The sequence below is a fragment of the Malaciobacter pacificus genome, from assembly GCF_004214795.1.
GTDB lineage: Bacteria > Campylobacterota > Campylobacteria > Campylobacterales > Arcobacteraceae > Malaciobacter_A > Malaciobacter_A pacificus.
Genome location: NZ_CP035928.1, coordinates 1,506,047 through 1,524,709, shown reverse-complemented (window position 1 = coordinate 1,524,709; position 18,663 = coordinate 1,506,047). Strand labels below are relative to the sequence as shown.

General features: G+C 26.3%; 22 protein-coding genes. 16 read left to right on the top strand and 6 right to left on the bottom strand.

Annotated elements, in window-relative coordinates:
- Nucleotides 1–87 precede the first annotated feature (87 nt).
- The 4 genes from rraA to ovoA are packed head-to-tail and all read left to right on the top strand — an operon-like array spanning nucleotide 88 to nucleotide 5,460.
- Nucleotides 88–567 (top strand): ribonuclease E activity regulator RraA, encoded by a 480-nt coding sequence (gene rraA, locus APAC_RS07745; RefSeq protein ID WP_130233571.1) that lies wholly within the window; start codon nucleotides 88–90, stop codon nucleotides 565–567.
- Nucleotides 567–1,136: a gamma-glutamylcyclotransferase gene (locus tag APAC_RS07740; protein ID WP_130233570.1), complete on the top strand. Its 570-nt coding sequence runs from the start codon at nucleotides 567–569 to the stop codon at nucleotides 1,134–1,136. The genes rraA and APAC_RS07740 overlap by 1 nt, the downstream gene beginning before the upstream one ends.
- A complete protein-coding gene (locus tag APAC_RS07735) occupies nucleotides 1,136–3,361 on the top strand; it encodes a hypothetical protein (protein WP_130233569.1) in 2,226 nt (741 codons plus the stop codon). The genes APAC_RS07740 and APAC_RS07735 overlap by 1 nt, the downstream gene beginning before the upstream one ends.
- The gene (gene ovoA, locus APAC_RS07730) at nucleotides 3,358–5,460 is read left to right on the top strand and encodes a 5-histidylcysteine sulfoxide synthase (protein ID WP_130233568.1); all 2,103 of its coding nucleotides are present in this window, start codon (nucleotides 3,358–3,360) and stop codon (nucleotides 5,458–5,460) included. Before APAC_RS07735 ends, ovoA begins: the two co-directional genes overlap by 4 nt.
- 15 nt (nucleotides 5,461–5,475) lie before the next feature.
- Here the strand turns inward: ovoA and APAC_RS07725 are convergent, their stop codons facing one another.
- Nucleotides 5,476–6,309 carry a metallophosphoesterase family protein gene (locus APAC_RS07725; protein WP_130233567.1) on the bottom strand — a complete coding sequence of 278 codons (834 nt, stop codon included), beginning with the start codon at nucleotides 6,307–6,309 and terminating at the stop codon, nucleotides 5,476–5,478.
- Nucleotides 6,310–6,377: 68 nt separating this feature from the next.
- Between APAC_RS07725 and APAC_RS07720 the strand changes: the two genes are divergently transcribed.
- The 4 genes from APAC_RS07720 (at nucleotide 6,378) to APAC_RS13445 (ending at nucleotide 9,848) form a co-directional block, all read left to right on the top strand.
- Nucleotides 6,378–7,610, top strand: a complete 1,233-nt coding sequence (locus APAC_RS07720) for a ComEC/Rec2 family competence protein (protein WP_130233566.1) — start codon at nucleotides 6,378–6,380, stop codon at nucleotides 7,608–7,610.
- A gap of 118 nt (nucleotides 7,611–7,728) precedes the next feature.
- Nucleotides 7,729–8,121 carry an FAD synthase family protein gene (locus APAC_RS07715; RefSeq protein ID WP_130233565.1) on the top strand — a complete coding sequence of 131 codons (393 nt, stop codon included), beginning with the start codon at nucleotides 7,729–7,731 and terminating at the stop codon, nucleotides 8,119–8,121.
- A gap of 11 nt (nucleotides 8,122–8,132) precedes the next feature.
- Nucleotides 8,133–9,224 carry a CDP-glycerol glycerophosphotransferase family protein gene (locus APAC_RS07710; RefSeq protein WP_130233564.1) on the top strand — a complete coding sequence of 364 codons (1,092 nt, stop codon included), beginning with the start codon at nucleotides 8,133–8,135 and terminating at the stop codon, nucleotides 9,222–9,224.
- 9 nt (nucleotides 9,225–9,233) lie between these two features.
- Complete coding sequence (locus APAC_RS13445; protein WP_130233563.1) at nucleotides 9,234–9,848, top strand: CatB-related O-acetyltransferase; 615 nt, start codon at nucleotides 9,234–9,236, stop codon at nucleotides 9,846–9,848.
- A 14-nt stretch (nucleotides 9,849–9,862) separates the two neighbouring features.
- On the opposite strand, the gene APAC_RS07700 is transcribed toward APAC_RS13445, so the two are convergent.
- Genes APAC_RS07700 through tatB form a run of 4 tightly spaced genes read right to left on the bottom strand, consistent with a single transcriptional unit; the run spans nucleotide 9,863 to nucleotide 12,845 of the window.
- On the bottom strand, nucleotides 9,863–10,603 hold the full coding sequence (locus APAC_RS07700; RefSeq protein WP_130233562.1) for an exonuclease domain-containing protein: 741 nt from the start codon (nucleotides 10,601–10,603) through the stop codon (nucleotides 9,863–9,865).
- Between the two features lie 9 nt (nucleotides 10,604–10,612).
- Nucleotides 10,613–11,638, bottom strand: a complete 1,026-nt coding sequence (gene queA / locus APAC_RS07695) for a tRNA preQ1(34) S-adenosylmethionine ribosyltransferase-isomerase QueA (RefSeq protein ID WP_130233561.1) — start codon at nucleotides 11,636–11,638, stop codon at nucleotides 10,613–10,615.
- A gap of 5 nt (nucleotides 11,639–11,643) precedes the next feature.
- Nucleotides 11,644–12,378 (bottom strand): twin-arginine translocase subunit TatC, encoded by a 735-nt coding sequence (gene tatC / locus APAC_RS07690; RefSeq protein WP_130233560.1) that lies wholly within the window; start codon nucleotides 12,376–12,378, stop codon nucleotides 11,644–11,646.
- Nucleotides 12,378–12,845, bottom strand: coding sequence for a Sec-independent protein translocase protein TatB (gene tatB, locus APAC_RS07685; protein ID WP_228255898.1), 468 nt, complete (start codon nucleotides 12,843–12,845; stop codon nucleotides 12,378–12,380). Before tatB ends, tatC begins: the two co-directional genes overlap by 1 nt.
- A 108-nt stretch (nucleotides 12,846–12,953) precedes the next feature.
- On the opposite strand from tatB, the gene APAC_RS07680 reads away from it, so the two are divergent.
- From APAC_RS07680 to APAC_RS07645, 8 genes are read left to right on the top strand one after another with little or no spacing between them, the layout of a single operon-like run.
- Nucleotides 12,954–13,709, top strand: coding sequence for a TerB family tellurite resistance protein (locus APAC_RS07680; protein ID WP_130233558.1), 756 nt, complete (start codon nucleotides 12,954–12,956; stop codon nucleotides 13,707–13,709).
- Nucleotides 13,710–13,712: 3 nt separating this feature from the next.
- Nucleotides 13,713–13,949 carry a (2Fe-2S)-binding protein gene (locus APAC_RS07675; protein WP_130233557.1) on the top strand — a complete coding sequence of 79 codons (237 nt, stop codon included), beginning with the start codon at nucleotides 13,713–13,715 and terminating at the stop codon, nucleotides 13,947–13,949.
- Entirely contained in the window at nucleotides 13,942–14,175 is a 234-nt protein-coding gene (locus APAC_RS07670; protein WP_130233556.1) for a (2Fe-2S)-binding protein, read from the top strand. The genes APAC_RS07675 and APAC_RS07670 overlap by 8 nt, the downstream gene beginning before the upstream one ends.
- Nucleotides 14,175–14,387: a hypothetical protein gene (locus tag APAC_RS07665; RefSeq protein ID WP_130233555.1), complete on the top strand. Its 213-nt coding sequence runs from the start codon at nucleotides 14,175–14,177 to the stop codon at nucleotides 14,385–14,387. Before APAC_RS07670 ends, APAC_RS07665 begins: the two co-directional genes overlap by 1 nt.
- Nucleotides 14,388–14,409: 22 nt before the next feature.
- Entirely contained in the window at nucleotides 14,410–15,171 is a 762-nt protein-coding gene (locus tag APAC_RS07660) for an NAD+ synthase (protein WP_130233554.1), read from the top strand.
- Between the two features lie 3 nt (nucleotides 15,172–15,174).
- Complete coding sequence (locus APAC_RS07655) at nucleotides 15,175–16,314, top strand: DegT/DnrJ/EryC1/StrS family aminotransferase (RefSeq protein ID WP_130233553.1); 1,140 nt, start codon at nucleotides 15,175–15,177, stop codon at nucleotides 16,312–16,314.
- 6 nt (nucleotides 16,315–16,320) lie between these two features.
- Nucleotides 16,321–17,271 (top strand): tetraacyldisaccharide 4'-kinase, encoded by a 951-nt coding sequence (locus tag APAC_RS07650; RefSeq protein ID WP_130233552.1) that lies wholly within the window; start codon nucleotides 16,321–16,323, stop codon nucleotides 17,269–17,271.
- Complete coding sequence (locus APAC_RS07645; RefSeq protein WP_130233551.1) at nucleotides 17,271–17,468, top strand: PLDc N-terminal domain-containing protein; 198 nt, start codon at nucleotides 17,271–17,273, stop codon at nucleotides 17,466–17,468. Before APAC_RS07650 ends, APAC_RS07645 begins: the two co-directional genes overlap by 1 nt.
- Before the next feature lie 16 nt (nucleotides 17,469–17,484).
- On the opposite strand, the gene APAC_RS07640 is transcribed toward APAC_RS07645, so the two are convergent.
- The gene (locus APAC_RS07640; protein ID WP_130233550.1) at nucleotides 17,485–18,663 is read right to left on the bottom strand and encodes a glutathionylspermidine synthase family protein; all 1,179 of its coding nucleotides are present in this window, start codon (nucleotides 18,661–18,663) and stop codon (nucleotides 17,485–17,487) included.

Here is an 18,663-nt window from a genome sequence, read left to right as displayed (position 1 = left end):
TGTATAATGAAAGTGAAAATAAGTAGATTTTAAATCTAAAATGAGATAATATAATTTAAAATAATATTTTCAATTTAAGGATAAATAATGGGATTTTTTACTGCAGATTTATGTGATAATTATTGTGAACAATTAGAAGTTTTAGGACCAAATTTTAAATCATATGGTGGAACAAGAAAATTTCAAGGTGAGGTTGTTACAGTAAAATTAGATAAAAATAATAAAGATTTAGCCCAATATTTAAAAAACAACGATGGTACAGGAAAAATTGTTGTTGTTGATGTTGGTGAGAGATATTTTGCTGTAGTTGGTGATAATTTAATGAAATTTGCAACAGATAGTAAATTTGAGGGAATTATAGTTAATGGATACGTTAGAGATACTTTAATTACTAAAGATTTTGATACAGGTTTATTAGCTAAAGGTACTTGTCCTAGAAAATACTCTCCACAGCAAGATGGTGAAATTGGAGTTACAATTAATATTGATGGTGTTGATATTGAAAATGGCAATTATATTTATGTTGATACAGATGGAATTGTTGTAGCAAAAGAGAAAATAGTGTAATGTATTTATTTGGCTTTGGATCTTTAATAAATTTAAGTAGTGCACAAAAATCATTTGAGCGAAAATTGAGCCAAAATGATTTGATACCTATAAAAATAAAAGGTTATAAAAAAGTTTGGAATTCAATAGAAAATATTGATTTTGAAGATATGAAAAATGCTAATGGCATTTTTTTAAATCTTCAAGAAGATAAAGATAAAATAGCTTTAGGAGTTGTAATAAAAATTACAGATAAAGAGTTAGAACTTTTAAAACTTAGAGAAAAAAACTACTCTTGTATAACAATCAAAAAAGAAAATATTTTAAATAACTCTAATATTGATGAAGATTTAATTGCTTTTATGACTACAAATGAAGAAAAAATTGCAAAAGTCGGATGTCATAATTGTTATATACCTGCTAAATATATTGACTTAGTTAGAACTGCCTTAAATAATTACTCAGCAAATTATAAAAAAGAGTTTGAAGAGGAAACTTTTAGTAATTACCCTTTTTTATTAAAAGAAGGAACTTACAATTTTAGTGACCCCATTCAAAATAAATTTGCCAAAGAGGGTGTTGAAAAGTAGTGAAACAGAGCAATTGTACAATATATACTGCTTCATTTAATAAATCAAATAGAAAAAATAAAATTGATAGTTGTATTGAAAAAGCTGATAATGAAATTAATATAACCTATTGTGAAAATGATACTTTTGATAAATTTGAAAATGATTTTAATGACTTTATAGGTAAGTCAAAATCTTTATTTAATATTAAAAAGAGTGTTTTAAAAATATTTATATCTTTTGTTTCAATAATTGTAATTTTATTTGCTTTGTTATCTGTTTCTATTTATGAAGATTTATTAAAAAAAATCATATTTGAAATGCCATTTGAATGGAGATTTTCTGATTGGGTATCAACTTTTTTTGTAATTGTTTTTATTTTTGGTTTATTTTTGATGCCTTCTTTATTAGATGGAGAGGATAGTGAATTTAAAGAGTTAATTTATTCATGGTTCAATAAAGATATTAGAAAAATAAAAAGATTAAAAGCAGCTATATCTAGTTTAGATAGAAAGCAAAAAATAAATCTTTATAATTTTGATTTAGAAAATAACAATCATTGGATATGGAAAGTTTTTACTAATGTAATAGTTAATAAGTTTCAAAATATATCTTTTTATGTTAGAAATGATCAAGTAAAAAGTGTAAAAAAGTTTTTGGATAAATATGAACTTTTAACTCTTAATATTGTAAATGAAAAGGACCATAAACCATATGTAAACTATGAAGTTCTTATGTCAACTCAAGAGAAAAGTGTATTATCAATGATGCAATTGTGTTCAACGAAAATAATTAATAGAAAAGATATCGAGAATATCATATCTTTAGAACTATTTGAATTTTCTGGTAAAAATTTTATTAAAAATGCTCAGGATTCTACACAGCTAGTTTTTGGTTTTCAAAACTTTATTAACAGAAGTTTTGATGATTTTAATCTACTTATTCAAAAAAGTTCTAATCAAGTTCTATTTTCTAAAAATATGAAATATATTAATCTTGCAGAAGAGCAGAATGAATTAGCTTTTTATTTAAGAAATCATATAGAAGAGTGTGTGGAAAAATTTGAGAATCCAATTTCTCTACTTATTTTATATTATTATGTTAAGGATTTAGTTCTTGATGAAAAAAGGCTAATTCGAATAATTGAGAAGCTAATTATTACAATTTCAAATAAGCAAGATTATGAGTTAATTCAAAAATATTGGTTTGATATTGCAGGTGAAATGTTTGATTGTGAAGATATCAGTAGTTTTGAAAAACAACAAAAAACATTTTATAGAAATATCAGTGTTGATAGTTTAAATATATTGTCAAATTTATTTGAAAGAAATGGATACTTTAATCAAGCGATATTGATAAATAAATATTTATTTGAATTAAATCCAATTACATATGGAATAAATATCTCTTCTTTACATGAGAGAATGGGAAATTTTGAATTAGCATTAAACTCATTACCTAAAACAATAGAAAAAAGTAATGAGTTGCCACTTGAAAATGATATTAGGTTTTTACAAAGAAAACTATGGATTATTGTAAGTCAAAGGAATCTTGAACTTAAAGAGGAAAGTAATCTATTATTAGAAAAGTTAGAAAATTTGCTTTTTTCTCATAAACGAGATAATAAAGCGATTTGGTTGTGGCATTATTATAATATAAAAGCTAATTTTGAAGAGTGGAATGAAAACTATGATGAAGCTATAAAATTTTATGAAAAGTGTTTATCTATACCTACTCTTGGTTCATTTGAATATGGAGCAACATTTGTAAATATGGCTATTGCATATAGGTTTAAGTATCTTGAAAGCTTAGAAAGCAATTTTATTACCAAATCAATTAAATTGGGGAAAATAGGTATGAATCTCAAAAAGAGTGTAGGGGATAGAGATGAGATGCCTGTTGTAATTCATAATTACAATTTAAATGTATTGTGTAAACTATCTTGTGATAAAAACTTAGATATTTTACTTGCAAATGAAATTTATAAGCTAAGTCAAGAAGCAATAGATATTTTAGATTCAACAGCTTCTATAAAAAGATTAGGAATGCTTTTAATAGAAAACTATATAAGTGCTGATTTATTAAAAAAAGATAATATATCTGTAGTCGAAAGATTACGTCAACATATTAATTTAGTTGATGCCAATGAATTGAATCAGCTATTAAATACATACAAACAGTTTATAAAAACAAATAAAATAACAAGTTTAGATTTTTTAGACGAAAAAATAAAAGGAATAGAATGAATTATAGATCTCAGACTATAAATTTAAGTGTTGGTACTATTGAAGAAAAAAGAGAAGAGATTAAAGAATATTTTTTACAAACTTATGAATTAGATGAAAAACTTTTTGACTTACTAAAAGAGAAGGATTTTATATATAAACAACCAAATAGACTAAGACATCCCTTAGTTTTTTACTATGGACATACTGCAACATTTTTTGTAAATAAATTAATACTAGCAAATATACTAAAAGATAGAGTTAATAAAGATTTTGAATCAATATTTGCTATTGGTGTTGATGAAATGAGTTGGGATGATTTAGAATCAAAACACTACAAATGGCCAACTTTCGAAGAGATTAAAGAGTATAGAGCACAAGTAAAAGAAATAGTATTAAATTTAATAGATACGATTGAGTTTACGATGCCTATAAATTGGGAATCTCCTATGTGGATTATTATGATGGGAATTGAACATGAGAATATTCATATAGAGACTTCTTCAGTACTACTGCGAGAACTAGATATTAAATATTTATCAACTGATGAAATATTTGAATATGGAGAAGAACAAAGTGAAGAATATCCACAAAATGAACTTTGTGTTGTCAAAGGTGGAGATGTTGTCATTGAAAAAGATAGAGCAAATCCAATTTACTATGGTTGGGATAATGAATTCTCTTTCCACAAAGCAACAATCAAAGATTTTAAAGCTTCTAAATACTTAGTTTCAAATGGTGAGTTTTTAGAGTTTGTGAAAGAGGGTGGATATAATAAACCTGAATTATTCTCAAAAGAAGGAAAAGAGTGGTTAGATTTCACTCAAGCTAAGCATCCAACTTTTTGGATAAAAGAGGATGGAAAATATTTTTTAAGAGAAATTAATAGAATAGTGCCATTACCTCTTAACTATCCAGTAGATATTAATGTTTATGAAGCAGAGGCATTTTGTAAATATAAATCACAAAAGTTAGGCTTTGAAGTTAGACTTCCAAGTGAAGATGAATATTATAGATTAAATGATTATGTAAATGCTCAAGTAAAAGTTGAAAATGGGGAAGCTAACATAGGATTAAAACAGTTCAATCAAAGTCCTGTTGATAAATATAAGTTTGATGAGTTTTATGATGTAGTTGGAAATGTATGGCAATGGTCTATTACTCCAACTTATCCATTTGATGGATTTGAAACACATCCTATATATGACGATTTTACAACACCAACTTTTGATGATAGACATGCACTTATAAAAGGTGGATCTTTTATTTCACTAGGAAATGAGATCTTAAGAGAAGCAAGATATGCATTTAGAAAGCATTTCTTCCAACATGCAGGATTTAGATACGTGAAATCAGACAATGAATATAGAACAAAATTAAACGACAATGTATACGAAACAGATGAACTTATTTCTCAATATTGTGAGTTCCATTATGGAGCAGAAAACTTTGGAGTTAAAAACTTCTGTGTAAACTCAGTTGAGAGTTTAAAACCATATTTAAAAGATATTGATAATAAAAAAGCTTTAGATTTAGGATGTTCAGTAGGTAGGTCAACATTTGAACTAGCTAAAACTTTTGATGAAGTTATGGGAATTGATTTTAGTGCAAACTTTATTAATGTTGGAGTTAAATTAAAAAAATATGATTCTTTAATTTATAAAGTTAAAAAAGAGGGCGAGTTATTTGATGAAAAGTCAGTTTCTTTAGAAGAACTTGGATTGGAAGATATTAAAAATAAAGTATCATTTATGCAAGGTGATGCTTGTAATTTAAAAGATATTTATACAGGGTATGACTTAATATTCTGCTCAAACCTAATAGATAGGTTATATTATCCAAAAAAATTCCTAGATGATATTCCAAGTAGAATAAATGATAATGGACTTTTAGTTTTACTAAGTCCTTATACTTGGCTTGAAGAATATACTCCAAAACAAAACTGGCTTGGTGGATATATTAAAGATAATAAAGAAGTATATACTTTAGATACACTAAAAACTGAATTATCTGATTTTGAATTACTAGATACTATTGATGTACCTTTTGTAATCAAAGAAACTAATAGAAAATATCAACATACAATTTCACAAATGACAATTTGGAAGAAAAAAGCTTAGGCTTTTTCTTCTATTTTATACTATTTTAGATAAAGAGAATTTATCTAATGCTAATATATGGTGATTTCTAAATTTTAAACAAATAGAGAAATGGCTTCTATCTTTAGTAAGAAGAGTCTCGTTTTTTATAGTTTTTAGTTGAAATATTTCAAAATATTTTCTAGCTACTTTAAAAATTGATTTGTATATATCGCAATTTATCAAATCTTTTGAGCAAGTATTGCAACCATGAAAAACATCTCTGTCTTCCCACATCATTATACTTGGGATTGATGCTAAAGCTAAAGACATCTCTTTATCATTCCACTTTTCAATATATCTTTTTTCATAATAATCATTTAATTTCTCATGAATTTTTTTAGAAGTTGTGACTTTTATTTTAGAATAATTATTTAGTTTTGACCATATTAATAATTCAATAATATTTGTCCATAATTTATTAGTATTAATATGTGCTCCATTAATTAGAATTAAAGAGTAGGGATTAGTTTTATGAATTTTATTTACTTTAGATAAGTTTTCAAAGGTTGTTGAAGTATAGTTTATCTCTTCTTTCATTGATGGTATATAAAATTTCCAAGAATCTCTATAGTTAGAATCTCTTATTATTCGTCCATATTTTATATCAATTATCTTATAGTTAACAAAATTTGATTTATTTGTTTGGTTAATAGCATAGCTAACTCTATAAAAAAAACCATATTTTAAAGTTGCAATTTTTTTTGCTTCAACTTTAGTATTATTAAATTGGACAGAAAAAATTGATTCTGTTTTACTTAAAAAACACACCACATATTTATTATCACTTTCTACTGATAATAAAGGACCTAGGACTAATCTTTCACTCATAGGAACTCCTTTTGTGTTGCTAAAAAATAATTATAACATATAATCTAAGTTTATGTATAATAATTTTTATGTTTATTTTTACTAAAAAAGACAATATTTACATAGTAAATATTCTGTTTATTACTATCTTTTTTATTTTAAATCTATCAATATATTATTCAAAGTATTTAGATATAAAGTATGAAGAAGTATATAAAGATAAGGTACAAGTACTAAATATTTATAAAAAGAAAGATTTTAATATATTAAAATTAAGTGCATCAAATTATAACTTTTTTACATCTGTACCAAAAGATTTAGTTTTAGATAAACTTGATCATATTTCAATTGTTTTTATAACAAAAGAGTTAACTTTTTATGATTTTCTCAAAGGTTTTTATACAAAAACAATAAATGTGGAAAAATTAAATATCAAAACTAAAAGACAAGATATATCAAAATATATATCCTCTTTACACGAAAATGATTTAATATCTCAACTTTTTAATGCTCTTTTTTTAGCAATACCTGTAAACTCTGAATTAAGGGAAGTATTTACAAATTATTCAATAAGTCATTTGATTGCATTATCTGGTTTTCATATCGTAGTTTTGAGTTTTATTGTATATTGGATAGTATATTATCCATATTTTATTCTTCAAAAAAAGTATTTTCCTTATAGAAATAGAAAGTCTGATATTTTAATTATTACATTTATATTGATTTTTTTATATTTAATTTTTACAGGTTTTGTTCCTTCACTTGTTAGAGCATTTATTATGCTTATGATAGGATTTGTAATATTACGTTCAAATATAAAGCTTTTTTCTTTTAAAACATTAGGTATGACTTTTTTAATTGCAATATCATTTTTCCCCAATTTTCTGTTTTCTATTGGATTTTGGTTTTCAATAGGAGCAGTTTTTTATATATTTTTATATTTACAATACTTTAAACATATTAATAAATATGTTAGTTTTATATTTTTTAATATTTGGATATTTTTAGTTTTTAATCCAATTGTTCATTTTTTTTATGAAAATACAACTTTAGAACAATTGTTATCTCCTATTTTAACTATCGCTTTCACATTGTTATATCCAATTGAAATAATTTTACATATTATGGGTTTTGGTAATTTACTTGACACTTATTTATTAGATTTTATAAATTATGAATTTGATGTTTATCAAAAGTATACAAATTTGAATTTTTTATTACTATTTATTTTTTTATCAATATTTTCAATATTTAGCAAAAAAATATTTTATGCTTTAAATATTTTAATAAGTGTTTATAATATTTATTTGTTTTTATTATAATAATAGTAAAACTGATAATAATTATCCATTTGTTTGTTAAATTAAGTTGAAAAATTAATTATTAATTAATTTTTTAAGATATATAATGACTATATTTTATAGATAAGAGAGATTTAATATGAAAAGAATTCTAACTTTTGGTACTTTTGATATTTTTCATTATGGACATTTAAAAATTTTAGAAAGAGCTGCAAAATATGCAGATGAGTTGATCGTTGGAGTCTCTTCAGATGATTTAAATTTTAGGAAAAAGGGTAGAAAACCTTTATATTCTCAAGAAGAGAGAATGAGAATTGTTAAGTCTTTAAATTTTGTTACAGATGTATTTTTGGAAGAATCATTAGAATTAAAAAGAGATTATCTTTTATTTTATCAAGCAGATTGTTTAATTATGGGATGTGATTGGACTGGAAAGTTTGATGAGTTTAGTGATATTTGTAAAGTTCTATATTTACCTAGAACACCTGATATATCAACAACTGAGTTGATACAAAAAATTAAATTATTATAAAGTGAGAAAAGTTGAATTATAAAAATTGTGAAGTAGTAGTGTTTTTTTCTGGAGGTGTTAATTCTTTTTATCAAATACAACAATGGGAAAAACCTTTTGAAGAGTTAAGTAAAAAACATAAAGTTTTGTATGTAATCACAGATTATGAAGTTTATATAAAATATATAAATGAACAAAAATTAGAATGTATATATATAGAAACATTTACAGATTTAATTGAGTTTTATCAAAATAATGAATTCCCAATAGTTTTATATGTAAATAATTCATTAAAAAATTTCCAATCTATAAGATATAGTAGAGGTTATCATATACATTTAAATCATGGAGAAAGTGAAAAAGAATCTATGCGTTCTAATCAATCTCAAGCTTATGATTATGTATTTACAGTAGGACAAAGAGGAGTTGATAGATATAAAGAATATCTATTGAATTTTGATAAAAAGAAGTTTATACAAATAGGTAGGCCTCAACTTGATTTTGTTAGTAAGTTACAATTTAATAAAAAAAAGAATCAAAAGGTTATTCTTTATGCACCAACATGGGAGGCAACTCATCCTAGCATGAATTACACTTCAGTTCCTAAATATGGTGTACAGCTGGTAAAAAAGATTTTAGAAAATGAAAAAAATATATTAATCTATAAGCCTCATTCTGCACTTGGAACAAGAAATGAAGATGCAAAATTAGCCCATGAAGAAATAGTGAATATTATCAATCAGTCTAAAAAGGCTCATTATATGCCTGAACAAAATATCAATGATGTTTTTACAATTGTAGATTTTACTTTTTTTGATAACACTTCAGTAATGATTGATTATTTGTATACAGATAAGCCAGCTGCATATATAGAAGTCTTAGCAGATCAATCTATAAATATGCTTTCACAAGCATTTGTAACTATTAATGAAAAAAATTTTTTAAATTTAAATGAAATATTGAAAACTGAATTAAGTAGTGATACAAATAAAGAAAAAAGAAATGAGATTAAAAAGAATTACTTAGGTAATTATAAAAAAGGAGGAAGTACAAAAAAATTTATTAATAACATAACTAAATATATCAAGAAAAGAAGTAAAAAAATAAAAGATATTTTAAAATAAGGAGCGAGTTTGAAAGATATTAATTATATATCTAAAGATGCAAAAATAGGTAAGAAAACGATTTTAAATGCACCTGTTAGATTAGTCGGTAATGCTGTTGTTAAGCATTCTTGTGAAGTAGGGAGTTATACTTTTATCAATTCTGGAACAACATTATTTCCTGGAACAAAAATGGGTAAATTTTGTTCTATTGGTAAAAATTGTGAATTAGGGGCGTTTGATCATCCAACTACTTGGCTTAGTTCTTCTGCTATTCAATATAATTTAAAATTACATTTTCCAGATTATGTAGATGATTTTGAGCAAAAAAAGATTGTAAGACCTAGTGAAACAATATTTGGAAATGATGTGTGGGTTGGTTCTTTAGCTATTGTTAAAAGAGGACTTACTATTGGTGATGGGGCTATTATTGCTGGTGGATCTGTTGTTGTTAAAGATGTTCCCCCTTATGCAATTGTAGGTGGAGTGCCAGCAAAAGTTCTTAAATATAGATTTGATGAAGAAACTATTGAACGACTAAAAAAAGTTAAGTGGTGGGATATGTCAATATCCAAACTAAAGGATATTTCATTTGACAATATAAGTGAAGCATTAGATCAATTGGAAAAAAGAAAAGAAGATTAATTTAAATCTTCTTTTTATCCTAAAATTTTATCTAATGTATATTTTAAATCCTCATCTAAATCAGTCATAGAACTTCTCATCCAGTTTAGGTATCCTGGGTCTTCTTGTGCCACTTCAGCAATATCTCTATTTCTATATTTACCAAATCTAAATGTTTTAATCATAACTGGTGTTTTTGTTAAGTCAACAAGTTTTTCAATTGGATTATAATCAGGATAAATTTCTCTACATTTTCCAACAAGTTTTGTTAAAAATAGCTTCATAACTAAAACATCACCAATAGCATCGTGAGCTTTTATCGTGATATTATGTTTAGCTGCTTCTGCTTGTTCAACTTTGTATAGCTCTAGTGCATATCTGATGTATTGTAATCTATGATAAGGAAGCTCAGGAAATAAATGTTTAGCACATCTTAATGTATCTATAATTTGATATTGATTTACAAATCCTTCTTTTTGAATCATTCCCATATCAAACTTGATATTATGTGCAATTAAGAAGTTATCAGGAGTATTTAATTCTTCTAATCTTTTATAAAAAGTAGTTTCAGTGGCAGTTGGTTTACCAACAATTAAATCAGGAGTAATATTATGAACTTCCATAGCTTCAAGCTTGATTTCAACATCACTTGAACAAAACTCATCATAAGCTTCTACTTTTCCTTTTTGATCTACAATCATACCACCAAATTGTATAACTCTATCTTCTTCTTGATTTCCTGTAGTTTCAGTATCAAACAGTACGTAATAAGCCATCTTCTTCCTTTAAATAATTAGCATTCCATCACCATAGGAGAAAAATCTGTATTTCTCTTTTACAGCTTCATGGTATATTTCTAGTGTTTTTTCTAATCCAACAAATGATGCAATTAACATAATTAGTGTTGATTTTGGTAAGTGAAAGTTTGTTAATAGATGGTCAACTTTAATTGGAGTATTAGCTGGATTTAAAAACAGGTCACATTCACCTTGTATTTTATTTGTCCTTGCATAGTATTCAACTGTTCTTGTTACTGTTGTCCCAACAGCTAATACTTTTTTTGCATTGTCTAGCTCTTTTTTAACATTAATTCCTATTTCAAAATATTCACTATGCATTGGGTGTTCTAATATATCTTCTGCATCAACAGGTTTAAATGTTCCAGCACCTACGTGAAGTGTTAGATAGTTTACTGGAAAGTTTTGATTTATTTTTTCAAAAAGTTCATCCGTAAAGTGTAATGATGCAGTAGGTGCTGCTACTGCTCCATAATTTTTAGCAAATAAAGTTTGATAATCTTTTTCATCTTGTTTATTATCTTCTCTATTCATGTATGGAGGTAAGGGTAAGTGTCCAATTTTATTTAAGATTTCAACAAGTGATAAAAAGTCCAGTTTTTTACCATCTTTATAAAATTCTACAACTCTACTACCATCTTCATTTATTTCAACTACTTTTGCAACTAATCCTTCATCAAAGAAAATCTCAGTTCCAATACTTCTAACTCTTCCTCTAGTCATAACAAGATATCTGTCCATAAATAGAGGCTTATTTAAAAGTAGTTCTATTTTACCACCACTTTGTTTTTGACCAAAGATTCTTGCTTTTATAACTTTTGTATCATTTAAAAAAATTGATATATTTTTTGGAAGTACTTCTAATAGATTTTTAAAAGTAGTATGAGTTATAGTATCAGTTTTTCTATCATAAACCAAAAGCCTCGCAGAATCTGCGGGGCTAACTGGTTTTGTTGCTATAAGTTCTTTAGGTAGTTCGTAATCATAACTTGAAGTTTTTAATGGGTCAAGCAAATTTATTACTCCTCCTCATCTTCATCATATTTTGGCGCAGGATTAAATACTTTTGCAATATAAATTGAAACAATGTAAAGTAAGATTAATGGGCCTGCCATTAAAAACTGTGTTAATACATCAGGTGGTGTTAAAAGTGATGCTACAATAAATATAATTACAACTGCATATTTAAAGAAGTTTTTTAACATTTGGTCATCAACTAAACCAATTTTTGCTAGGAAAAATGTAATAACTGGTAACTCAAATGCAATTCCAAAACCAAATAATAGTTTAGTAAAAAAACCTACATACTTACCAATACTTGGTAATACTGTAACTACAGCCGAACCAAAATTAACTAAGAATTCAAAACCAAATGGTACAACTATATAGTAAGCAAAAGATGCACCAACTAAAAACATTAGTGTTGCAAAAAATACAAATGGAACTACTAATTTCTTCTCATGTTCATATAATCCAGGTGCTAAAAACAGCCACATTTGCCAAAAGATCACTGGTAATGAAACAATAAATCCAGAAAAAAATGCAACTTTAAGTGCAGTGAAGAATGTCTCTTGAATCTCAACTGCAACCATTTGAGAGTTTGGAGGAAGTACTGCCTCAACAGGTACCATCATCCAGCCTAAAATTGGTTCATAAAAGAAAAAACATGCAAAGAACATAACTATTAAGCATCCTGCTGAAACCATAAGCCTTTTTCTAAGGTCTGCAATATGGGGTTTTAAATCTTCAAACATTAAGCATTATCCTCTTTTTTTTCTTCATCAAATTTAACTTTAAATTTATCACTTTCATTATTTGTTATTTCTACAGTTTCTTTAGCTTTTTTATTCTTTTTAAATGAAACTTTTTCAGCTTTTTTCTTCTCTTCTTTTAGTTTTTCAACCTGATCATTTTCTGCATAAGTAGCATTTACACTAGTTACATGATCTTGCCTTGGTTCATCATTTATAATATCATTTAAACCTAAATCAACTTTTGTTTCACTTGAAACAGATGTTTTCATATCTTCAATTTGAGCTTTGAATTTATTTGCTTGGTCTTTCATTTCACTAACATTTAATTCACTATCTAAAGTATTCTTAGCATCATCAAGTCCTGATTTAAATTTTTTGATAAATTTAGCAACTTCAACCATTGCTGTTGGTAGTTTATCAGGTCCTAAAGCAATAATTGCAATCACTGCGATTAGTAGGATTTCCATAAAGCCCATTCCAAACATATACATCTCCAATATCTATTTAAAAGATAAGATTTTACCTAAATTTTGTTAAAATCTAACAAAATTATAATCTAATCAATAAGGGAAAAGATGAAATTAATAGTTCTACTTGTAATAGGAGTTATACTATTTTTTATTGCAAGAAATTACAAAACAGAAAGATTTAAAAATATTAATTTAAAAGTTAAAGAGAAGTTTGATGGTGATTTAATGAATCATGAAGCAGGTTTGTTAGTTGCTTTAATGGCAAAAGTTGCAAAAGCTGATGGTCAAGTTTGTGAACTTGAAGCAGAACTTTTAAAACATACTTTTAATGATATCTCAAGCCATTTTGAAAATAGTGAAGAGATTAGAGATAGATTAAAAGAGCTTTATATAAATGAGAAAAAAAGTTTTGATAATACTATTGATGTATGTAATAAACTTCACTCTTTAACAAAATTTGATTATGCAAAAAGAGTAAAAATTTTAGAATATCTATTAAATTTAGCATTTATTGATAAAGAGTTTTCAGATGCTGAAAAAATGATTTGTGAAGATATTTCAAATGCACTAAAAATTAAGCAAACTGATTTTGATAACATTGTTAATAATTTTATAGCATTTTATGCTCAACAAGCATCAAATAAAGCTTTAAATTTAGAAAAAGCTTATGAAGTATTAGAAGCAAGCCCAAATGATGATGCAGCAACTTTAAAGAAAAAATATAGAAGTTTAGTAAAAAAACATCATCCAGATATTATTTCAGGGCAGGGAGCTAGTCAAAGTATTATTGATGAAGCAACTAAGAAACTTCAAGAGATTAATGAAGCTTATGAATTAATAAAAAAAGAGAAAGGTTTATAAAAATTGTTAGAATTTGAAGATAATTATGAAGTTTGCAATTGTAAAAAAGTAACTATAAAAGATATAAAAAATAGTATTCTAGAAAAAAATGCAATGACTTTAAGTGCAATACAAGAGCTTACAACTGCAGGAACTGAGTGTAGACATTGTATTTTTCCAGAAGGTGATTTTGGTAAAATGAAAAAGAAGATTTATTGTAAAGATATTTTAAATGAATATAAAAAGGAATTAAATGGCTAGAAATTTTCCACACTCTTACGAAGTTTGTACTTGTAAACATGTTACACTTGGTGAGATAATTTATGCAATAAAAGAAAAAAATGCAAAAACATTAGAGGATTTAGGGAAAATTACAGATGCTGGGACTTGTTGTAAGTCTTGTAGGTGTGCCCAAGATGATATTGGTGTTGAAAAAATGGAATTGTATTTAACTGAAATTTTAGACAAGTTTAACAAAGAGAATTAATGAAAAAACAATTAATAGAAGAAATAAAAGAGTTAATAAAAATAAATCCTGAAGAAACGATTGAAATAAATCCAAATTATTTAGAGTACTTCGATATTGATGAACTAATTGATATTAAAAATAAATTAAAACTTAAAAGAAACAATATTATTGAAACTAATTCTAATTTCTTAGATGAAATTTATGAAAAAACAAAAAAAGATGAGATATAATAACTACACAAAAGGATAAAACGTGATAAATTGGGAAGATATAAAGAATCAACTAATTATATTTTTAAAAGAAGAAGTTAAAAAAACTGGTCATGAAAAAGTTACTGTTGGTCTTTCAGGTGGGCTTGATTCTGCAGTTGTGGCAGTATTATGTAAAGAGGCATTTGGAGACAATTTAAACTGTGTTTTAATGCCATCACAATTCTCATCTTTAAGTTCAACAGAACATGCAATTGAGGTATGTGAAAAATTTGATATAAAATATGAAATTATTCCAATTGAACCAATGGTTAGTGCCTATATTGAGAATATGGATGAAGATAAACTTAGAATTGGTAACTTTAGTGCAAGAATGAGAATGTCTGTACTTTATGATGTATCATCTAGAGAAAAATCTATTGTAGTTGGAACTTCAAATAAGAGTGAATTACTACTTGGGTATGGAACTATTTTTGGAGATATTGCTTGTGCCATAAATCCAATTGGTGAAATGTACAAAAGTGATGAGTTTGATTTCGCAAGAACGTTAGGTGTTCCTGAATCGATTTTATCTAAACCACCAAGTGCTGACTTATGGGAAGGTCAAAGTGATGAAGAAGAACTTGGATATTCTTATAAACATATGGATGATGTATTAAAACAGATGGTTGATAACGGTAAATCTAAAGATGAATTGTTAGCTTTAGGATTTGAAGAAGAACTAATAGATTTATTAACTTACAGAATTAAAGCAAATGCATTTAAAGGTAAATTACCTACAATTGCAAATATTAAATGGAATTAACATATGACAAAAAATATACCAATATTTAGAGCCTCAGTTGATAATGAAGAATTAAGCCAATTAAGAATGGTACTTGATTCAAAAGATGATTTATCTAAAGTAATTGAATTTGAAGAGAGCATGCAAAAGTTCATAGGTGCAAACCATGCAGTTGCTACTGCTACTTCAACTGCTGCTATTCATTTAGCACTAAGTGCTATAAAATTAAAAAGAGGAGATAAAATCTTAATGTCTGTTAACTCTTTTGTTAACTTACCTGAGTGTGTAAGACATTTTGATGCAGAACCTATTTTTGTTGATATTAACTTGGATGACATGAATATCGATTTAGATAAATTCGAACAAGTTCTAAAAGAGAATAGTTCAAAAAAACTTAGAGGTGCAATTATCACTTTTGTAGGGGGACAAACACCTGATTTAGACAGATTATATGATATTGTTGAAAAATATGGAATAATCTTGATTGAAGATTGTAGATCAAGTTTAGGAGCTAAATACAAAGGCAAAATGGTTGGAAATCTAAGAGCAGATATGACTATTTTTTCAACAAACCCATCAAATTCTAAATATGCAATTTCAAGATCAGGAATTATTGTAACAAATAATGATGAAATTGCTGCAAGAGCAAAACTGCTTAGAACTCACGCACTTACAACTACATATGATAGTTATGGAAACTTAGATTACGTATATGATGTAGTTGATATAGGTCATAAATATGATTTATCGGAGCTTGATGCAGCATATGCACTTGCTCAATTAAATAAAACTGATAAATTTGTAAAAAGAAGAAAAGAAGTTGCTGCTATTTATACAAAAAGATTAAAAGATGTAAAACATATTGAAATTCCTCCTCATATTGAAGAGAATGTATTTACACAATTTATAATCAAAGTATCAAGAAATAGAGATGCTTTTGCAAGAGCATTAAAAGAAAGAGGCGTTGCAACAGGGCTTAATTATATTCCATTACATCTTTTATCATATTATAAAACAAAATATTCCATAAAAATTACAGCATTTCCAAATGCTTTAAATAATTATCAGCAAATATTATCACTTCCTATCTATGCTAGTTTAACTGATGAGGAAGTAAACTATGTGTGTGATCAAATTATTGAAGTCTCTTCTGAATGGATATAAACTAAAGTGAACTCAAAATTTCACTTATGGATAGAAGATTATCTCTTCTTTCCAAATGCTTTTCAAAAATTAATATCATTTTTTCTAGTTCCACTTACTTTTATTTATATGCTAATAATTCTAACCAAAAGAGCTATGGCAAAACAAATTCATTTTGGAATACCAGTAATTTCTGTTGGAAATATAATAGTTGGTGGTAGTGGTAAAACTCCTGTAACTATTGCACTTGCTTCAAAATATGAAAACTCTTGTGTAATTTTAAGAGGTTATGGAAGGCAATCCAAAGGATTATATGTCGTATCACAAAATGGAAAAATATTGGAAGATGTAACTACTAGTGGTGATGAAGCGATGTTATTAGCACAAGCTTTGCCAAATAGCACAATAATTGTTAGTGAAGATAGAGTAAAAGCTATTTTAAAAGCTAAAGAGTTAGGTTGTAAAATAGTATTTTTAGATGATGGATTTTCAAAATATCATATTGCAAAATTTAATATTCTTTTAAGACCAAAAAAAGAGCCTGAAAATATCTTATGTTTACCAAGTGGAGGATATAGAGAACCAAAAGGTTTTTATGCTCAAGCTGATATTGAATTAAAAGAAGATAGGGATTTTAAAAGAATAATTACTTTTAAAAAAGATAATAAAATTATTGAAAAACTACCTGAAAAAATTGTTTTACTAACAGCTATTTCTAAGCCAAAAAGATTATTAGAATTTTTGCCAAAAAATACTATTATGGAGAGTTTTCCTGATCACCATAATTTTACAAAAGAAGAGATAATAGAAGTTACGAAAAAGTATAAAGATTATAGTTTTGTAACAACAGCAAAAGATATGGTTAAGTTAGATAGATTTAATATTGAAAATATATATTTAATGGATTTGAATATTAAATTCAATAATGTAGATTTTTCTTTATTAGAAGAGTACTTAAAAGATTTTAAGGAGAACTAATGGAGTTAATTGGTGGTTTATTTGTTTTAATTTTTGGTTTATTTGGATTCATACTTTTTATTTATGTGATTATTGATATTTTAAGACATGAATTTACAGGTTATAATAAAATTATCTGGATTATTGTATTACTATGTTTACCTGTTCTTGGTGCAATTTTATATTTGATTTTTGGAAGAGGTCAAAGGGTTAAATAAGAGTATAAACTCTTATTTATTTTATAATATGTCCTACAAATTTAGACATGTTATTTAAAATCTTCTCACCCCTTCTAAATCCTAATCCACAAGCTTCGTAAGCAAAAAATACTCCTGCTTGATATGAGTTACCTTCACTATCAGTTGGTAGTTCTACATACTCTTGATAAATAGCTTTGTGACCTTCATATTCACCTGCTGTTTCAACATCAATACTTCCATCTTCATTAATGATTTTTGTATTAGCACCTTCTCTACCAAAACATCTTTTCTCAACTTGTTTTTTATTCTCTAATGGTTCAAATGAAGTCTCTAATAATAATGGATGATTTGGATATAAATCCCAAAGAATTTTCATAAAACCTTTTGATTGGAACATTAAAGTATATGCAGGATTAAATATAATTGCTTTTTTTTCTTTAATAATATCAGTTAAGATTAAAGCTAATTCACTCTCTTCAATACCTATATCTTCCCAAGGAACTAATTTAAACCAAAATTCAAATAATTCATCCTCTTTAAAAATCCCTTCATCATTAAATTGAACTCTATCCATAAATTCAAAATCAGTGTTAAATCCAGCTTCACTAGCAATATGTTGTAAAAGTTTAGTTGTGTTTTCATCTTCACTTGAACCACTAATAGAAGAAAATAATATCTTCCACCCCAAGTCTTTATAATACTCTTCAAACTTTTCAATATGACTATCAAGGGTAATAATTCTTTTAAAGTTATCCTTTAAAGCTTCAAACATATTATTAAATTGACTTGCTTCATCTAATCCATTTGCTTTTAACATAGCCCATTGAATAACTGCTGTTTCAAACAATGCAGTTGGAGTATCTGCGTTAAACTCAATTAGTTTAATAGGTTTACCATCAATACCACCTGCTAAATCAAATCTTGAATATAAATGCCAATGAACATCATTTTCCCATGACTCTTTTATTAAATCAACTAAATTAAATGGTATATTTATTTCATGGAATAAGTCATTTTCAATTACATACTCACCAGCTTCACAAAACATATCATATAACTCATTACAAGCCTCATAATATGCATTAGCTTCATCTTCAGTAATTTCTACTATTTCATCTGCTACATAAGATGTATTATCATTATCTGTATGCCATACAAATCCAATAGATTCTAAGTATTCAGGTGTTAGAGGGTTTAATTTTTCTAATTTCAT